Raw genomic sequence first — 14,983 nt, forward strand, 5'->3', positions numbered from 1 at the left:
TAGGGGAGAGACGGGAGATAGGGGAGAGACGGGAGATAGGGGAGAGACGGGAGATAGGGGAGAGACGGGAGATAGGGTCGTTTCTTCCCCATCCTCCCCATCCTCCCCATCTCCCCCATCCTCCCCATCTCCCTTTAGGAGATACTAAACTTAAAGTCCCTGCTGAGGAGTCGCCCTACCGTGCCTCCTCAGTTCACCTTTAAAAAACCAGCCTCATGTTTGAACAACAACCTCAGACCCTGCGGGAAAAAGTCCAGAAATTAGCAAATCAATCCCTGGCACAATCGGACCCCTCGGCATGGTTTGATATTTTATATACCGAAGCCCAAGGGGATGCGGGACAAGTGCCTTGGGCAAAATTGACCCCCCATCCGGTCCTGGAAAGTTGGGTGAGCGATCGCCCAGTTTCTGGAAAGGGTCATTCTGCCTTAGTTACCGGATGTGGATTGGGGGATGATGCGGAAACCTTAGCCGCCCGAGGATTTGAGGTGACTGCCTTTGATATTTCCCCCACCGCGATCGCCTGGTGTCGCCAACGATTTCCCGATTCCCCGGTGAATTACTCCGTTGCGGACTTCTTTAATTTAGATCCAGCATGGCGGGGCCAGTTTGATTTAGTCGAAGACTCTCGGAATATTCAAGCCTTACCCCTCAGCGTGCGATCGCAAATCATCGAGGCGATCGCGGCGTTAGTGGCTCCAGGGGGAAGCCTCCTAATCATCACCCGCCATCGCGACAACCACAGCGAACCAGAGGGTCCGCCCTGGCCCCTTTCTGACCGAGACCTCGCCGAATTTGAGAACTGGGGACTCGTAGAAATCCAGCGGCAGGAATTTTTTGAAGGGGATAATACCATCAAACAACTGCGGGTGGAATATCGGCGATCGTAATGAGTCCCATTTAACTCATCCTCTACCGACCTCTTAAAATTGGTTGATTTTCCACCGAGGAAGGCGCTGACTGCCACCCTACTAAATCCCCAAAAAAAACGCGAGATGCTAATCCTAGCCTCTCGCGTTGATCAATGAGTTGGAATTTCAAACAAGCAACGATTACACCTTTGCTGCTATTTTGGCTTCCTTGGAAGTTAAGCGCTCGTAAGCGGCCCGCATCTTCAGACCCGTGAGCACTTGGAACAGACCCGTGCCATTGTTAGAACCCGGATAGGTGGGGTGCTGGAGCAACAGTTCGGTCAATTCCCCGTAAAACTTAGTAGAGGTGTTACTGAGGTGACTTTCGATATAGATCATCTCCTCTAAATTCTCGAACTGACCATCTACTTCTAAAATCGAGACTTCATGACCTTCAAAAGCATCCGGTCCGTAGGCCATTTTGATCCCTGGGTAGGAACAGGTGAGTTTACGTCCACAAGGCGTCCAATTAATCGTCGAACCCTCATCAAACAGATAAACCGGATCCATGCCATGCACCCCGTACCGTTGGATCATCTGCACCCGCAGAACCTTCCGTTCTTTGTCATCGGGGATTAAGTTCGTCGGTAACACCCGGATGACCACATCAGCATGAGCTTTTTGCGGTTCAATATAGGCGCTAAAGTCAGGACGACGGGAGTTAATCGATGCTAAAACATCTTCATAACGGTGACCGCGTTCTGCCATGTCCCGTTGAATTTTCCAGGCAATCTTCACCTCATCACTGATATCGAGGTAGACGCTGAAATCGAGCAGGGAGCGAACCCGCTCATCATAAATGGGATGCAGCCCCTCAATCACGATAATGTGATTCGGTTCCACCCGTTCAGGTGGATCGATCATGCCAGTTTCGTGGTTATAGATGGGCTTGTCAACCGCCTGCCCGTTCTTTAGGGCTTTGACTTGTTCATACATCAAGTCAAAGTTATTCGCTCTTGGGTCAAGCGCTGTGACCCCATGCTCTTTCCGCTGTTTGCGGTCTAAACTGTGATAGTCATCCAAGCAGATGACCGTCATCAGTTCTTCTCCAAATAGGTCTTTTAGTCGGTGCAGGAATGTCGATTTGCCGCATCCGGAGTCTCCGGCAACACCAATTAGAACCACGCTATCCGGCTTACTGGTCATAGATTCCCTCTATCGATCTTGCTCTTTGTACCTATGCTACGGTTTATTGCGTATTAAAAGACAATAAAATTGATTCTATCTTGACATATAGCGTGTAACTTTCCTCAATTGAGTCAATCCTCCTCTTCCAGAACAGGCGGGCGATCGGGGATCATGATTCGCCCTAAGCCTTATATCGCATGATTTTGGACAATTGTCAAAAGTTTTTTTATCCGAGTTTTAGCCCCTGGATGCCCCTACCTTCAGTGTCCCGGGATCAAGTCCCTGGATGTCCCTACTCTGAAGAGAGGGGCATCCAGGGACTTGGGACATAAAAGTTATCCCCTCGATGGAAGTAGGAAACCTTGCTTTCTTCGGCACAAGGTCAGTACGGGGACATCGGGCTGTAATCTAGTAATAGTCTTTTTAAAGATCCCTTCATCGCCAGGATAAAGGGATAATCATGACCGGACAACGGGAGGAGAGTGGGCGATCGCAGATTTCATAGAATCTGCAACTGGCTTTCAGAGTCAGCCGCACCGAACCTCTCAACCCCTTGCCGGAAAACAGTTCTTTGATTTGGAGCCATTAACATTATGTACAATCCCAGCGCAGCAGGCGTTACAGTGAATACAGAATCTGGTAACCGCTTTTTCGTATATGAAGTAGTGGGTCTGCGCCAAACTGACGAGAGTGATTCGACCACTAACCCAATTCGTCGCAGTGGCAGTACCTTTATTACGGTACCGTACAACCGCATGAACCAAGAAATGCGCCGGATCACGCGGATGGGTGGACAAATTGTCAGCATTCGTCCTTTGGGCGAAGAAGGGACAAACGGTCACACCACCCCCACCGTCAGTCAAGAGCAGACCCAGAAGGAAGCTCAACCCAGCAAGCCAATGACTGAAACCAAGGCGAAAAAGGCAAAAACCGACGATATTCCTGTTAATATCTACAAGCCCAAAGATCCCTATATTGGTAAGTGCGTTAGCAATGAACCCCTCGTCAGAGAAGGCGGCAGTGGGATCGTTCAACACTTAACCTTCGACCTTTCCGGTGGGGATTTACGCTATTTAGAAGGTCAAAGTATCGGGATTATTCCACCTGGAGAAGACCAAAAAGGCAAACCTCATAAACTGCGTTTGTACTCGATCGCTTCGACTCGTCATGGCGACCATGAAGATGATAAAACCGTCTCTCTGTGCGTCCGTGAATTAGTTTACAAGCATCCAGAAACTAACGAAACTGTTAAGGGTGTTTGCTCGTCTTTCCTGTGCCATTTGAAGCCTGGAGATGATGTCGCCATCACCGGTCCAGTGGGTAAGGAAATGTTGCTCCCTGACGATGAAGAAGCCACGGTCATTATGATGGCAACCGGGACCGGGATTGCTCCCTTCCGGGCTTTCTTATGGCGGATGTTCAAGGAACAACATGAAGACTACAAGTTCAAAGGTTTGGCCTGGTTGTTCTTCGGTATCCCCTACAGTGCCAATATTCTGTACAAAGAAGAGTTAGAAAAGTTACAAGCTGAGTTCCCGGATAACTTCCGCTTGACCTACGCTATCAGCCGGGAAGAACAGAATGCTCAAGGCGGTAAGATGTACATCCAAGACCGGATTGCAGAAAACGCCGAAGAAATCTGGAACCTGCTGCAAAAACCGAATGCTCATACCTACATTTGCGGTTTGAAAGGTATGGAAGGCGGCATTGATGAAGGGATGTCTGCGGTTACCTCCAAGCAAGGGGTGGATTGGTTTGACTATCAAAAACAACTCAAAAAAGAACATCGCTGGCACGTGGAAACCTACTAAGGTTTACTGGGCGATCGCTGCTTAGTTTCTACTTCATCTGTGCATGAGGGGGAGGTCTTTTATGGGCCTCCCCTTCTTGTTTGGGGGGGATTGGTCATTGGTCATTGGTCATTTGTCCTGGGGGATGGGGTGGATGGGGGATTGGGTGGGAATGATGACAAACGGCTGATGAAATGGGCGTTATAATAGGAATAATATATTGATGGGGAACCGGGATATGACACAACTACAAACTGATATTTCTACCCCGACTTTGACTTTTGAAGAATATTTGTACTATCAGGGGAAACCTGATGTGATGTATGAATTATACCGGGGGAAACTGATTGAAATGCCAACACCCACAGGATTGCACACCCGAATTTGCAATTTCTTAACCGCCCAATTTCAGCGTTATTTTGTGACTCACGATTTACCCTTAGTGGCGATGGAGGTGACTGGAGTCCGAACCGAAGACAATACCTCTAGGATTCCTGATGTGTTAGTCTGTTCTGTCGAACTTGCGGACCGAATTTGTAACCGCAAAGGTGCGGGGGCCTTTAATTTTGATGAAAAACCCGTGATTGTTGTAGAAGTCACGAGCGATAATTGGCGGGAAGATTATATCCGCAAAAGGGCAGAATATGCTCTAATCAATATTCCAGAATATTGGATTGTAGACCCGAATAAGTCGAAAATCCAAGTTTGTTTTAACCCCAACAATGACAAGGGGTACGAAGATTTAGAATTTTTGCCCGGACAAGAGCTTCATTCGGTGCAGTTTCCTGACTTTATTTTACCTGTAAATCGCATCTTTTCTCCTCCGCTGGTGACCGATTTAATCCGCGAAGAACAGGCTGAACGAAAACAGCTAGAACAACGGGCCGAAGAGGAACGCCAACGGGCTGAAGAGGAACGTCAACGGGCTGAAGAGGAACGTCAACGGGCCGATCGCCTTGCCCAACGCTTGCGAGACATGGGGATAGATCCGGATGCAGTTTAGGGGGAGTTAGGTTAGAGGCGCTGTTTCACCAGAAAATAAATACCAAAAATTGTTGAGGAGAAAAAATGAAAAGTATTACCCCCCAAGAACTAAGCGGGAATCTTGACAATTTGCTCGATGAAATTTTAAGAACCGGGATCCCTCTGGAGATTGAACGCGGAGGGAAACGGCTTCGTATCATTCCCGTAGAACCCTTAGACAAGTTAGATAAATTGGTATATCGTCCCCATGTTATTTTAGGCGATCCTGATACTCTGGTTGATATCAATTGGGAGCAGGAGGTTAATCTTGATCTACCTTGATACTCATGTCGTAGTTTGGCTCTCTGGAGGATTAACAGACCAATTCAGTGACTTAGCGAAGTCTTTGATTAATGCTCAGACTCCCTATATTTCACCGATGGTACGTTTGGAGTTAAAATATCTCTATGAAATAAGACGAATTGGCGAACTCCCTGACCAGATTATTGCTGATTTGAGTCATCTCATTGGTTTGAGGATTTGTCAAGAAGATTTTAATCAAGTGATTGGTTATAGCCTGGGATTAGATTGGACTCGTGATCCCTTTGATCGCCTCATTGTGGCTCAGGCAGCCCTCAATGGGAATATTTTACTGACAAAAGATACCAAGATTTTAGCTAACTATGCTCAAGCAAAATGGGAATAATGACATTTCTAGGTTTTGTTGAGTTAGTTTGGTTGAGGTAAAGACCTTTCTCAGTTTTGCTGCTGCGGTATGGATGGACTGGGGAGAGGGGGCGTTGGATGGGGAAGAAACGACTGAAGTCGGGACGTTGAACTGGAGGGTTGAACTTGGAGGTTTTATCTCGGATGGGTGTCTAACAGGACCGATCGCCAATTTTTTGGAGGGATTCAGGCGACTTGAGGGCCAAATCCCTGTAAAAATGGTAAGTTAGTCGGTTATGGATTAGAATTGTGAATTTCAAAATTGGTTTACTGGGATTGGGAACGGTGGGCGCGGGAACGGCGCAGATCTTGCTAGACTCCGCAGGACGTCATCCGTTGTTGCAGGAGTTGGAAATTGCTCGGGTGGGGGTGCGATCGCTGGATAAACCCCGGGATATAGAGCTTCCTGCGGATATTTTAACCACGGATTTAGAGTCAATCGTCACGGATCCTGAGATTGATATTGTGGTGGAGTTGATTGGCGGGTTGGAACCGGCGCGATCGCTGATGTTGAAGGCGATCGCCTCGGGAAAACACGTTGTCACTGCCAACAAAGCGGCGATCGCCTTACATGGCGCGGAAATCTTCACTGCCGCCAATGAAAAAGGCGTCTATGTCATGTTGGAGGCGGCAGTGGGAGGCGGTATCCCCGTGATTCAACCCCTGAAGCAGTCTTTGGGAAGCAACCGCATCCAAGGGGTGATGGGTATCGTTAATGGCACTACGAACTACATTCTCACCCGGATGCAACTGGAAGGGGCGGATTTTGAGGCGGTGCTCGCGGATGCTCAAAAATTGGGTTATGCAGAAGCGGACCCCACGGCAGATGTGGATGGATTGGATGCCGCCGATAAAATCGCGATTCTGGCATCCTTGGCATTTGGGGGACGAATTAAGCGTGAACAAGTTTACGCCGAAGGGATTCGTCAAGTTAGTGCAGAAGATATCGCTTATGCCGAAAAACTGGGGTTTGTGATTAAGTTGCTGGCGATCGCCAAGCGGGAAGAAGGTCCTACTCCTCAAACTCAAACCGATGTTGAAGATCGCCTACAGTTGAGAGTTCATCCGACATTGGTCCCCAAACAACATCCTTTGGCAAATGTGAATGGGGTTTATAACGCTATTTTTGTGGAAGGGGACCCCATCGGACAGGTGATGTTTTATGGACGAGGGGCCGGTGCAGGTCCCACAGCAAGCGCCGTGGTTGCGGATATTTTAAATGTGGCGGCAGTGTTGAAAACGGAAACGGAACCGATACCTCATCCCTTGTTAAGCTGTTCTCATCAACATTACTGTGCGATCGCCCCGATGGACGATGTGGTGACGCGCTTTTATGCCCGGTTTTTGACTCAGGATAGTCCCGGGGTCATCGGCGAATTGGGGACAATTTTTGGCAAAAATGGCGTCAGTCTCGAATCTGTGGTTCAGATTGGAATGCGTGAAAATCATGCAGAAATTGTGGTGGTTACCCATGATGTGAAAGAGGGCAATTTTAATCATGCCTTAGCTGAAATTCGCAATCTGGCGGCGATCGTCTCCATTCCTAGTCTATTGCGCGTTCTTTAATTAGTTGATAGAAACCGGCGGGGTTTTAACCGACTAAAAACATCACGCGATCAGACGCTTAGTCGATTTTAACTGACATCTTACGGGTGCATCTCACTGTTGCGAGTATTGATCCCACACCTACCCCTCCAAAGCCTGAACCACCCCGTCAGGCTTCGCCTGCCACCCCTCCAGAGGAGGGGAATGGGAAAAATTCCCCTCCTCTGGAGGGGTGCCCGTAGGGCGGGGTGGTGGTTGGCTAACTCAGATACACCCCATCTTACACTGTTTGCAATAACCGCTGGTTTTTTACCGACTAAAAATATCACGCGATCAGGCTTTTTTTTCAGTCGGTTGAAACCGACTTGATTCTGTTAGGCGGGGGTTCAAACCCCGCCGGGTGTTGCGACTCATCCAAAACTAGATAATTCACTCTAATTTTTACCCCTAAATCCTATGCTAAATTCTCAACCCTCTGTTCCAGAAATAATCATTCCAGATGAGTTGCTTCCGCCCAAGGAACTGCGGTTATCGGTGGGGGGAAGTTTTAAGGCGATCGGGACGGAATTTTTTCGTTATTTTATAGAAATAGCGGGTTTACAGCCCGATGAAGCGGTGCTTGATGTGGGCTGTGGTGTGGGACGGATGGCGGTTCCTCTGACGCAGTATTTGAGCGATCGCGGCAGTTATGAAGGATTTGATATTGTTGAATCCGGAATCACCTGGTGTCAATCCGTAATTTCCACCCGCTATCCGAATTTTCAGTTTCAACGGGCCGATTTGTACAATCAATATTACAATCCCACTGGATCAGAGGAGGCGAGTAACTATCGATTTCCTTATTCAGATAACCACTTTGATTTTGTCTTTCTAACTTCGGTATTTACTCATATTCTGCCCGATGGGTTGGAAAACTATTTGAAAGAAATTTACCGCGTGCTTAAACCAGGAGGGCGGACCTTAGTCACCGCTTTTTTATTAAATGAAAAGTCATTATCCTGCTTAGAATCCGGTCTGAGCACCCTGGAATTGCCAGAAATTTTTGAGAACTATCGACTGGCAGATAAAAGATTTCCCGAGTCAGCAGTTGCTTATGAAGAACGGTTTTTTGTGGCATTGGCCGAACAAGGTGGATTGAGAGTGAATTCACCCCTCTATTACGGGTCTTGGTGTGGACGAGAAGACTTTTTAAGTGTTCAAGATATCCTGTTAATGGGTAAACCTTAGTCCGTTGTGGGGGGATGAAGGGGGCCCCGGGAAATCCCCGCCTTGGGGACCATCGGGGGTGGGCGGGGTGCTGGATAATCGGGAATTAATCCTCAATCCGTGATTCTTAGTTATAAGCAAGGATTTTGGGCAGGGGATTGGGGGCTAGTCTGTTTTTCCTCTACAATTCACTAAAATCGTTGCGATCGCACAGACGAGACTCGGCTAGTACAGTCTATTCTATTTGTTACGGTGATAGGAGTTTAGGTGATGAAGGGTTGGCAGAAATTCCAGGGACCAAGATTTTTTCGGGGACTGGGTGTGGCCCTTGGGGAGACACCTGTAACTCTACGGTTACGCCCCCAGGATCCAATGCGGGTGTTAAGGGTGGTGTTCGGGTTGATGCTGCCGCTGGGAATGATGGACTCGGCAGATGCCCAATCTACCTATACGGATCTTACGAACCATTGGGCACGGACTTGTATTGAAAACCTCGCAGAACGAGATATTCTCTCCGTGTTCTCCTCTGAGACGTTTCGCCCGGAGGACCCGATCCAGCGGGTGGAGTTCGCCTCGGTGGTTCGCCAAGCGTTCCCGAATGTTGAACCTGTTCGGGATCCCGTTGAATTTATTGATATTCCGACGGATTATTGGGGGCGGGAAATTGTCCAGGATGCTTACCGCCGAGGGTTTATCTCTCCTTATTCCGGGCGCACTTTTAACCCAACTCAGGTGATTCCCCGTTGGCAGGCGATCGCCTTGTTAACCACAGGTTTGCGCTACAAATCGCCGGAGGATGGGTTAGAGACGATCGAGGCATCTCTGGTGGATTGGGAAGAGATTCCCGAATATGCCCGAGGGCCGATCGCCGCAGGGATTCAAAACCGTTTGGTGGTGAATTACCCCGATCCTCGGACTTTAAAACCCACGGAACCTATCTCCCGGGGTGAGTTGGCATCGATGATTTGTCAAGTCCAGGAAGATATTAGTGCCATTGCTTTAGTCCCACAACAGTATGTGGCGTCACCGGAGGCGATCGCCACCGCAGAAACACCAACCGCAGAAACACCAACCGCAGAAACACCAACCGCAGAAACACCAACCGCAGAAACACCACCTGTAGAAACACCACCTGTAGAAACACCATCTGTAGAAACACCAACGGCAACGCCTCCAACCCCTCCGACGCCGATCGCTGCTGGGAATCAACGGTGGCAAACTGCTGTTTTGACCAATGTTTTGAACTTCCAACCCACGGGAATCACCCCGGATTCCCAGGTAGAACAATGCGTCACCGATACCACCGGAACCCGGCAATGTGAGTCCATTTCCGCCTCAATGGATGCCTTGGAACTTGCCATTGATGGTCAAGGATTTATCATGGCAAGTGGACATCGCGGGGCGGATTTGGCCCCGATCAATCTCTGGGACCTGAGAACGGGGGACCGGATTCGTACCCTAGAGGGACATCGGGGGAGAGTCGGGGCCTTGGCGATCGCCCCCAATGGACAACGGGCCATTAGTGGCGGTGGTGATGGAGAAATTAAGATTTGGGATGTCAGAACTGGGACTTTGACTCAAACCCTCACGGGACATACCAGCGAAGTGACAGGATTGGCGATCGCCCCGGATGGGAATACCGCAATCAGCAGCAGTCGCGATCGCACCGTGAAACTCTGGGATTTGAATACGGGGGAAGTCTTGCGGACCCTGGAAAATCGCACAGCGGCGATGTTGGATGTGGCGGTGAGTTCTGATGGTCGAATTGCCGCCAGCAGTAGTGAGGATGGACTGGTTCGCCTCTGGAATCTCCAAACTGGGGAGTTAATTCGGACTATTTCTGCGGATATTAAGGCCGTCAGAACCCTTGCTTTTAGTCCCAATGGTCAGACTTTGGCAACAGGTGGAGAGGGAACGATTCGCTTGTGGAATATCGCCAATGGAGATTTACTGCGCACGATCGCCCGCAATCCAGAGGCGACCTTTTTTGAAGTCGCCTTTAGCAATGATGGGGAAACTCTGGTGGGAACGGTTCAAGAAGGGGACATCAATGCGATTCGGGTTTGGGATGTGAGAACCGGGGCGTTGTTGCACTTTTTCCCCACAGCGGCAGCGGCGATCGCCTTAACTCCTGATGGTCAAACGTTGGTGGGTGGGGGTTGGGATATTAAAATATGGCGGATGCCTTAAGGGATGGAAGAATGAACCACGGATTTCACAGATTTTCACGGATGGCGGGAATGATGGTGGGAATGGCGATCGCTTCTGGGGGATTGGGTCCGGTTCCGGTTTTGGGAAGATTTGAGGGGTGGGGGTTGCAGGCGTCGGCGTCGGATTCTTCGCTGTTTAATCCGCCTCTGGCAATTGAGGAGGTGACGGCGATCGCCAAGGATATGACGGTGTTTATTGCGGGTCCGACGTCGGGTTCGGGGGCGATCGTCCATCGTCAGGGGAATGTTTATACTGTTCTGACGACAAAGACGGTGGTTTCTGGGTCCGGTCCCTATCAAGTGGTGACCAGCAATGGCCGACGGTATTCGGTTAGTCCTTCCGGGGTGATTATGCTGCCTCTGGTGGATTTAGCTGTCTTACAGTTTACCAGTTCTGAAACCTATCCGGTAGCGCAGTTGGCCGAACCCTCGGATTCGCAAATTTATCTCACCGTTGCCACCCAACCCCAGACGACGTTGTTCGCGGCGGGCAATTTAGTGTCTACGGCGGGAATGAATCTCTCGGATGGGTACGATTTGCTGTATAATAGTGCTTTGCAATCCGCTGGGAGTGGAGGTCCGGTGGTGGACCGCTGGGGTCGGTTGATTGGCATTCAGGGTCGGTTTAATCCGGAGTCGGTGACGGCAAGTTCGGCGATCGCGGTGAGTAATTTTTTGCGATTAGCGCCTACAGTGGGGTTAAATTTGGGATGGCGGGGTTCTCTCCTTTCTAATATGATTCAACCGGCAACCCAACCCCGGGCGATCGCCTTGAGTCCCGATGGCAGTCTCCTGGCAACCGATGGCGGATACAATCAAATTCAGTTATGGGATTGGCAGTCAAGTCAGTTGATATATACCTTGTCGGGACATAATAGTGAGGTAAATTCCCTGGCGATTAGTCCGAATAAACAGATTTTAGTCAGTGGTGATCAACAGGGTCAGGCGATAATTTGGAATTTGCGAACGGGACAAATTGCCAATACCATCACGCGATCGCCTTCCAATCCGATTACCTCGGTGGCGATTACTGGCAATGGACAAACTTTAATTACCGGCAGTAATCAAGGGATTGAACTGTGGGATATCAACACCGGACGCTTGGTTTTGACCTTGCCTGAGTCCGGGGAGGCGAATGCGATCGCCATCAGTCCGGACAGTCGCACATTAGTTAGCGGTCATCTGGATAACACCGTGAAAGTGTGGAACTTGCTCAATGGTAACTTAGTGCATACCCTGGAAGCAGGAGAACCGGGATTTATTGTGGAATCTGTTGCTATCAGTCCCGATGGTCAAACCATTGCGGGGGGAACCTATCGAGAGATTCGACTCTGGAACCGGGAACGGGGGATTCGCCAGCGCACGATTGTCGCTCATTGTGATTTATGCTATGTGTATGATTTGGCCTTTACCCCGGAAGGAGAGGCGATCGTGTCTACCAGTGAAGATGGTACAAAAATCTGGAATATCGCCGAGGGAACTCTCCTGCGGACCATTGATGGGTCGGCGAAAACCTTGGCATTAAGTGGCGATCGCACCCTGATTTTAGGCGGGGATACCTTGCGAATTTGGCAATTTCCCTAATAAAAATACCGATTGATTCAAGGTTAAAAACTTCCACCCATTTCTAGTAATCCCAGGAAAATTGACATGACTTTGGAAGAGTATTTCGCAGGAGAAGAAATCAGCCCCATTCGTCGCGAATACATTCGTGGGGAAGTCTATCCCATGTCAGCATCTACCCCAGCTCATAACATGATTACCTTGAACTTGGCAACCCTCCTCAGAAAGCAGGTCCGAGGAACGGAATGTCATGCCTTGGTGCAAGATATCAAAGTTAGAATAGACCCGGTAGATGTTTTCTATTATCCTGATTTAACCGTGACTTGTGACCCCCGGGACTGCCCTTTAACTGACTCCTTTATTCGCTACCCCTGCTTAATTGTAGAAGTGCTATCTAAGTCTACTGAAGCATTCGACCGAGGAGATAAATTTGCCGATTATCGACAAATTGAAAGTTTAAAAGAATATATTTTAATCAATCAAAATCGCTCCAGGGTAGAGCTTTTTCGGCGCAATGAAAGGGGACGATGGGAATTATATAGTTATCAGGGTAAAGACCAAATCCAGTTAACTAGCCTGAATCTGCGAATTGATATGGCCACCCTTTATGAGGATGTTTGGTAATAGCATCAATGTTACTGTCCCGAATGGTGTCGGCGACGCCAACCCCGGTGAAGAGTCCGCCAACGGCGAATCAGTTTAATTCCTAAAAAGTAGCTTAAAAATGCACTCAGAGTCGCCATCACCAGACAGCCTACGAAGAGAATAAATACAAAGTCCGCCCCAACTTCAAGTAAGGCTGTCGTGGACTTTAGGCGTTCCATATCAAAAACTTCATGAGATTGCAGCAGCCATTGACCCACCTGAAAATTGAGCAAAAATATCGGTCCAGAGGTTAAGGGATTGCTGATCCAGGTTCCCACGACAGCCATCCATTTATTACCACGCAACAGCATGGCTAAAGCCACCCCGAGAATCGTTTGCACTCCAAATAAAGGGAACAATCCAGCAAATACCCCCGCTGCCAACCCTCTAGCGAGGAATTCCGGAGTGCCCTTTTGCCGGACTAAACGCCAGAAATAGTAACGCCAGAAACGATGCCATCGACTCTGGGGACGTTTAGGTTTAAACAACAGAGAATCTGAACGGAAGCGATTGATTCGGGTCCTGTGGGAGTGAAGATGCAAAGGCTGTTTATCTAACATTGTTTTACCTAGAATAATGGACTAAGTTGTGTAATGGGATTGTCCCCTGAGAATTTTATAAATGAGTCTTTAGCTTGAGATTATGACGGATATTTTAGCCTAATTTCCTCGTCCTAGGGGGGAGATTGACGATCGCGAGGGATAATAAAGTAGTAGTCATAAGGTATGAAATCATGGATCGGGTGACTCAACGGGAGACGATAGCGGCGATCGCCACAGCGATTGTCCCACAGCAAGGGAGTATCGGGATTGTGCGCCTGTCGGGATCTCAGGCAGTGGCGATCGCCCAAACCCTCTTTCATGCGCCCGGATCCCAACCCTGGGAAACCCACCGCATCCTCTATGGGACGATTCGTCACCCCAAAACCCAGCAAATCGTCGATGAAGCCCTCTTGTTGCTGATGAAATCCCCCCGGTCCTTCACCCGCGAGGATGTGGTCGAATTTCATTGTCATGGTGGCATCATTCCGGTTCAACAAGTCTTACAACTCTGTTTAGAACTCGGGGCTAGATTAGCACAACCGGGAGAATTTACCCTCCGGGCATTTTTAAATGGACGATTAGACTTAACCCAAGCCGAAAGTGTGGCAGATTTAGTCGGTGCCCAATCTCCCGCTGCATCTCAAGCGGCTTTAGCAGGATTGCAAGGTAAATTAGCCCATCCCATTCGCCAATTACGCACCCAATGTTTAGATATTCTGGCAGAAATTGAAGCCCGCATCGATTTTGAAGAAGATTTACCCCCGTTGAATGAACCGGAAATCATTCAATCTATTCAAGGAATTATTAAAGAAGTGGAGAAAATTTTAGGAACCGCCAGTCAAGGGGAACTGTTGAGGATGGGATTAAAAGTTGCCATTGTCGGGCGTCCTAATGTGGGGAAATCGAGTTTATTGAATGCTTGGAGTCGTAGCGATCGCGCCATTGTGACAAACCTCCCGGGTACGACGCGAGATGTTGTGGAATCCCAGTTAGTTGTCCAGGGAATTCCAGTCCAGGTCCTCGATACCGCAGGCATTCGCGCCACCGAAGACACGGTGGAAAAAATCGGCGTTGAGCGATCGCGACAGGCTGCCCAATCTGCCGATTTAGTCTTATTAACCCTCGATGCCCAAGCCGGTTGGACTCCAGACGAACAGGAGATTTATCAACAAGTTAACCATAAACCCATTATCGTCATTTTCAATAAAATTGATTTAGTTGAACACATTCCCCCCTTACCTCCCCTAGAAAATATCCGCCAAACCGTTAAAACCGCTGCCGCCCATCAACAAGGTATCGAAGCCTTAGAAACCGCCATTTTAAACGCAGTTAATGCCGGAAATTTGCAAGCAGAAAATCTGGATTTTGCCATTAATCAACGCCAAGCCGCTGCCTTAACCCGCGCGCAAACCGCTTTAGAACAAGTCCAAACCACCATTGACCAACTGTTACCCCTAGATTTCTGGACCATCGACCTCCGAGGCGCAATTCAAGCATTAGGAGAAATCACCGGAGAAGAGGTGACCGAATCTGTTTTAGACCGAATTTTCAGCCGGTTTTGTATTGGTAAATAAATTAGACCTGCCCACACCCTAAAGGGTCTGGCTCCACGAACAAAGCCCGCCTGCGCGGGCTAAACATAGCTATAAACTTAACCATTTCCGGGGTTGAAAGTTGCACCCTGAAGGGTGAGGCTACCCGAACAAAGCCCGCCTACGCGGGCTAAAAGAAATCTTTAAATTTAAACGGTAAAT

Annotated in this window: 13 protein-coding genes; 11 read left to right on the forward strand and 2 right to left on the reverse strand. The window is 48.9% G+C overall.

Annotated elements, in window-relative coordinates:
- Positions 1 to 215 precede the first annotated feature (215 nt).
- Positions 216 to 890, forward strand: a complete 675-nt coding sequence (locus NG792_RS25320; RefSeq protein WP_261198590.1) for a class I SAM-dependent methyltransferase — start codon at positions 216 to 218, stop codon at positions 888 to 890.
- Positions 891 to 1,052: 162 nt separating this feature from the next.
- Here the strand turns inward: NG792_RS25320 and NG792_RS25325 are convergent, their stop codons facing one another.
- The gene (locus NG792_RS25325; protein ID WP_261198591.1) at positions 1,053 to 2,057 is read right to left on the reverse strand and encodes a phosphoribulokinase; all 1,005 of its coding nucleotides are present in this window, start codon (positions 2,055 to 2,057) and stop codon (positions 1,053 to 1,055) included.
- A 575-nt stretch (positions 2,058 to 2,632) separates the two neighbouring features.
- On the opposite strand from NG792_RS25325, the gene cpcD/petH reads away from it, so the two are divergent.
- The 9 genes from cpcD/petH to NG792_RS25370 all read left to right on the forward strand — a co-directional run bounded on the left by cpcD/petH (position 2,633) and on the right by NG792_RS25370 (position 12,666).
- On the forward strand, positions 2,633 to 3,850 hold the full coding sequence (gene cpcD/petH, locus NG792_RS25330) for a bifunctional rod-capping linker CpcD/ferredoxin--NADP reductase PetH (RefSeq protein ID WP_261237232.1): 1,218 nt from the start codon (positions 2,633 to 2,635) through the stop codon (positions 3,848 to 3,850).
- Between the two features lie 217 nt (positions 3,851 to 4,067).
- Entirely contained in the window at positions 4,068 to 4,832 is a 765-nt protein-coding gene (locus NG792_RS25335; protein WP_261237233.1) for a Uma2 family endonuclease, read from the forward strand.
- 65 nt (positions 4,833 to 4,897) lie between these two features.
- On the forward strand, positions 4,898 to 5,134 hold the full coding sequence (locus tag NG792_RS25340; protein WP_261198594.1) for a type II toxin-antitoxin system Phd/YefM family antitoxin: 237 nt from the start codon (positions 4,898 to 4,900) through the stop codon (positions 5,132 to 5,134).
- The gene (locus tag NG792_RS25345; protein WP_261237234.1) at positions 5,121 to 5,498 is read left to right on the forward strand and encodes a type II toxin-antitoxin system VapC family toxin; all 378 of its coding nucleotides are present in this window, start codon (positions 5,121 to 5,123) and stop codon (positions 5,496 to 5,498) included. The genes NG792_RS25340 and NG792_RS25345 overlap by 14 nt, the downstream gene beginning before the upstream one ends.
- Before the next feature lie 269 nt (positions 5,499 to 5,767).
- A complete protein-coding gene (locus NG792_RS25350; protein ID WP_261237235.1) occupies positions 5,768 to 7,084 on the forward strand; it encodes a homoserine dehydrogenase in 1,317 nt (438 codons plus the stop codon).
- Between the two features lie 435 nt (positions 7,085 to 7,519).
- Positions 7,520 to 8,290 (forward strand): class I SAM-dependent methyltransferase, encoded by a 771-nt coding sequence (locus NG792_RS25355; RefSeq protein WP_261237236.1) that lies wholly within the window; start codon positions 7,520 to 7,522, stop codon positions 8,288 to 8,290.
- Positions 8,291 to 8,539: 249 nt separating this feature from the next.
- Entirely contained in the window at positions 8,540 to 10,459 is a 1,920-nt protein-coding gene (locus NG792_RS25360; RefSeq protein WP_261237237.1) for an S-layer homology domain-containing protein, read from the forward strand.
- Between the two features lie 11 nt (positions 10,460 to 10,470).
- Entirely contained in the window at positions 10,471 to 12,063 is a 1,593-nt protein-coding gene (locus NG792_RS25365) for a trypsin-like peptidase domain-containing protein (RefSeq protein ID WP_261237238.1), read from the forward strand.
- Between the two features lie 66 nt (positions 12,064 to 12,129).
- Complete coding sequence (locus tag NG792_RS25370) at positions 12,130 to 12,666, forward strand: Uma2 family endonuclease (protein ID WP_261198600.1); 537 nt, start codon at positions 12,130 to 12,132, stop codon at positions 12,664 to 12,666.
- A gap of 11 nt (positions 12,667 to 12,677) precedes the next feature.
- Here the strand turns inward: NG792_RS25370 and NG792_RS25375 are convergent, their stop codons facing one another.
- Positions 12,678 to 13,247, reverse strand: a complete 570-nt coding sequence (locus tag NG792_RS25375) for a DUF2062 domain-containing protein (RefSeq protein ID WP_261237239.1) — start codon at positions 13,245 to 13,247, stop codon at positions 12,678 to 12,680.
- Between the two features lie 173 nt (positions 13,248 to 13,420).
- Here NG792_RS25375 and mnmE point away from each other — a divergent pair, with 173 nt between their 5' ends.
- Positions 13,421 to 14,803, forward strand: a complete 1,383-nt coding sequence (gene mnmE / locus NG792_RS25380) for a tRNA uridine-5-carboxymethylaminomethyl(34) synthesis GTPase MnmE (protein WP_261198602.1) — start codon at positions 13,421 to 13,423, stop codon at positions 14,801 to 14,803.
- The last annotated feature ends 180 nt before the right edge of the window (positions 14,804 to 14,983 follow it).

The organism is Laspinema olomoucense D3b (genome assembly GCF_025370785.1).
Lineage (GTDB): Bacteria > Cyanobacteriota > Cyanobacteriia > Cyanobacteriales > Laspinemataceae > Laspinema > Laspinema olomoucense.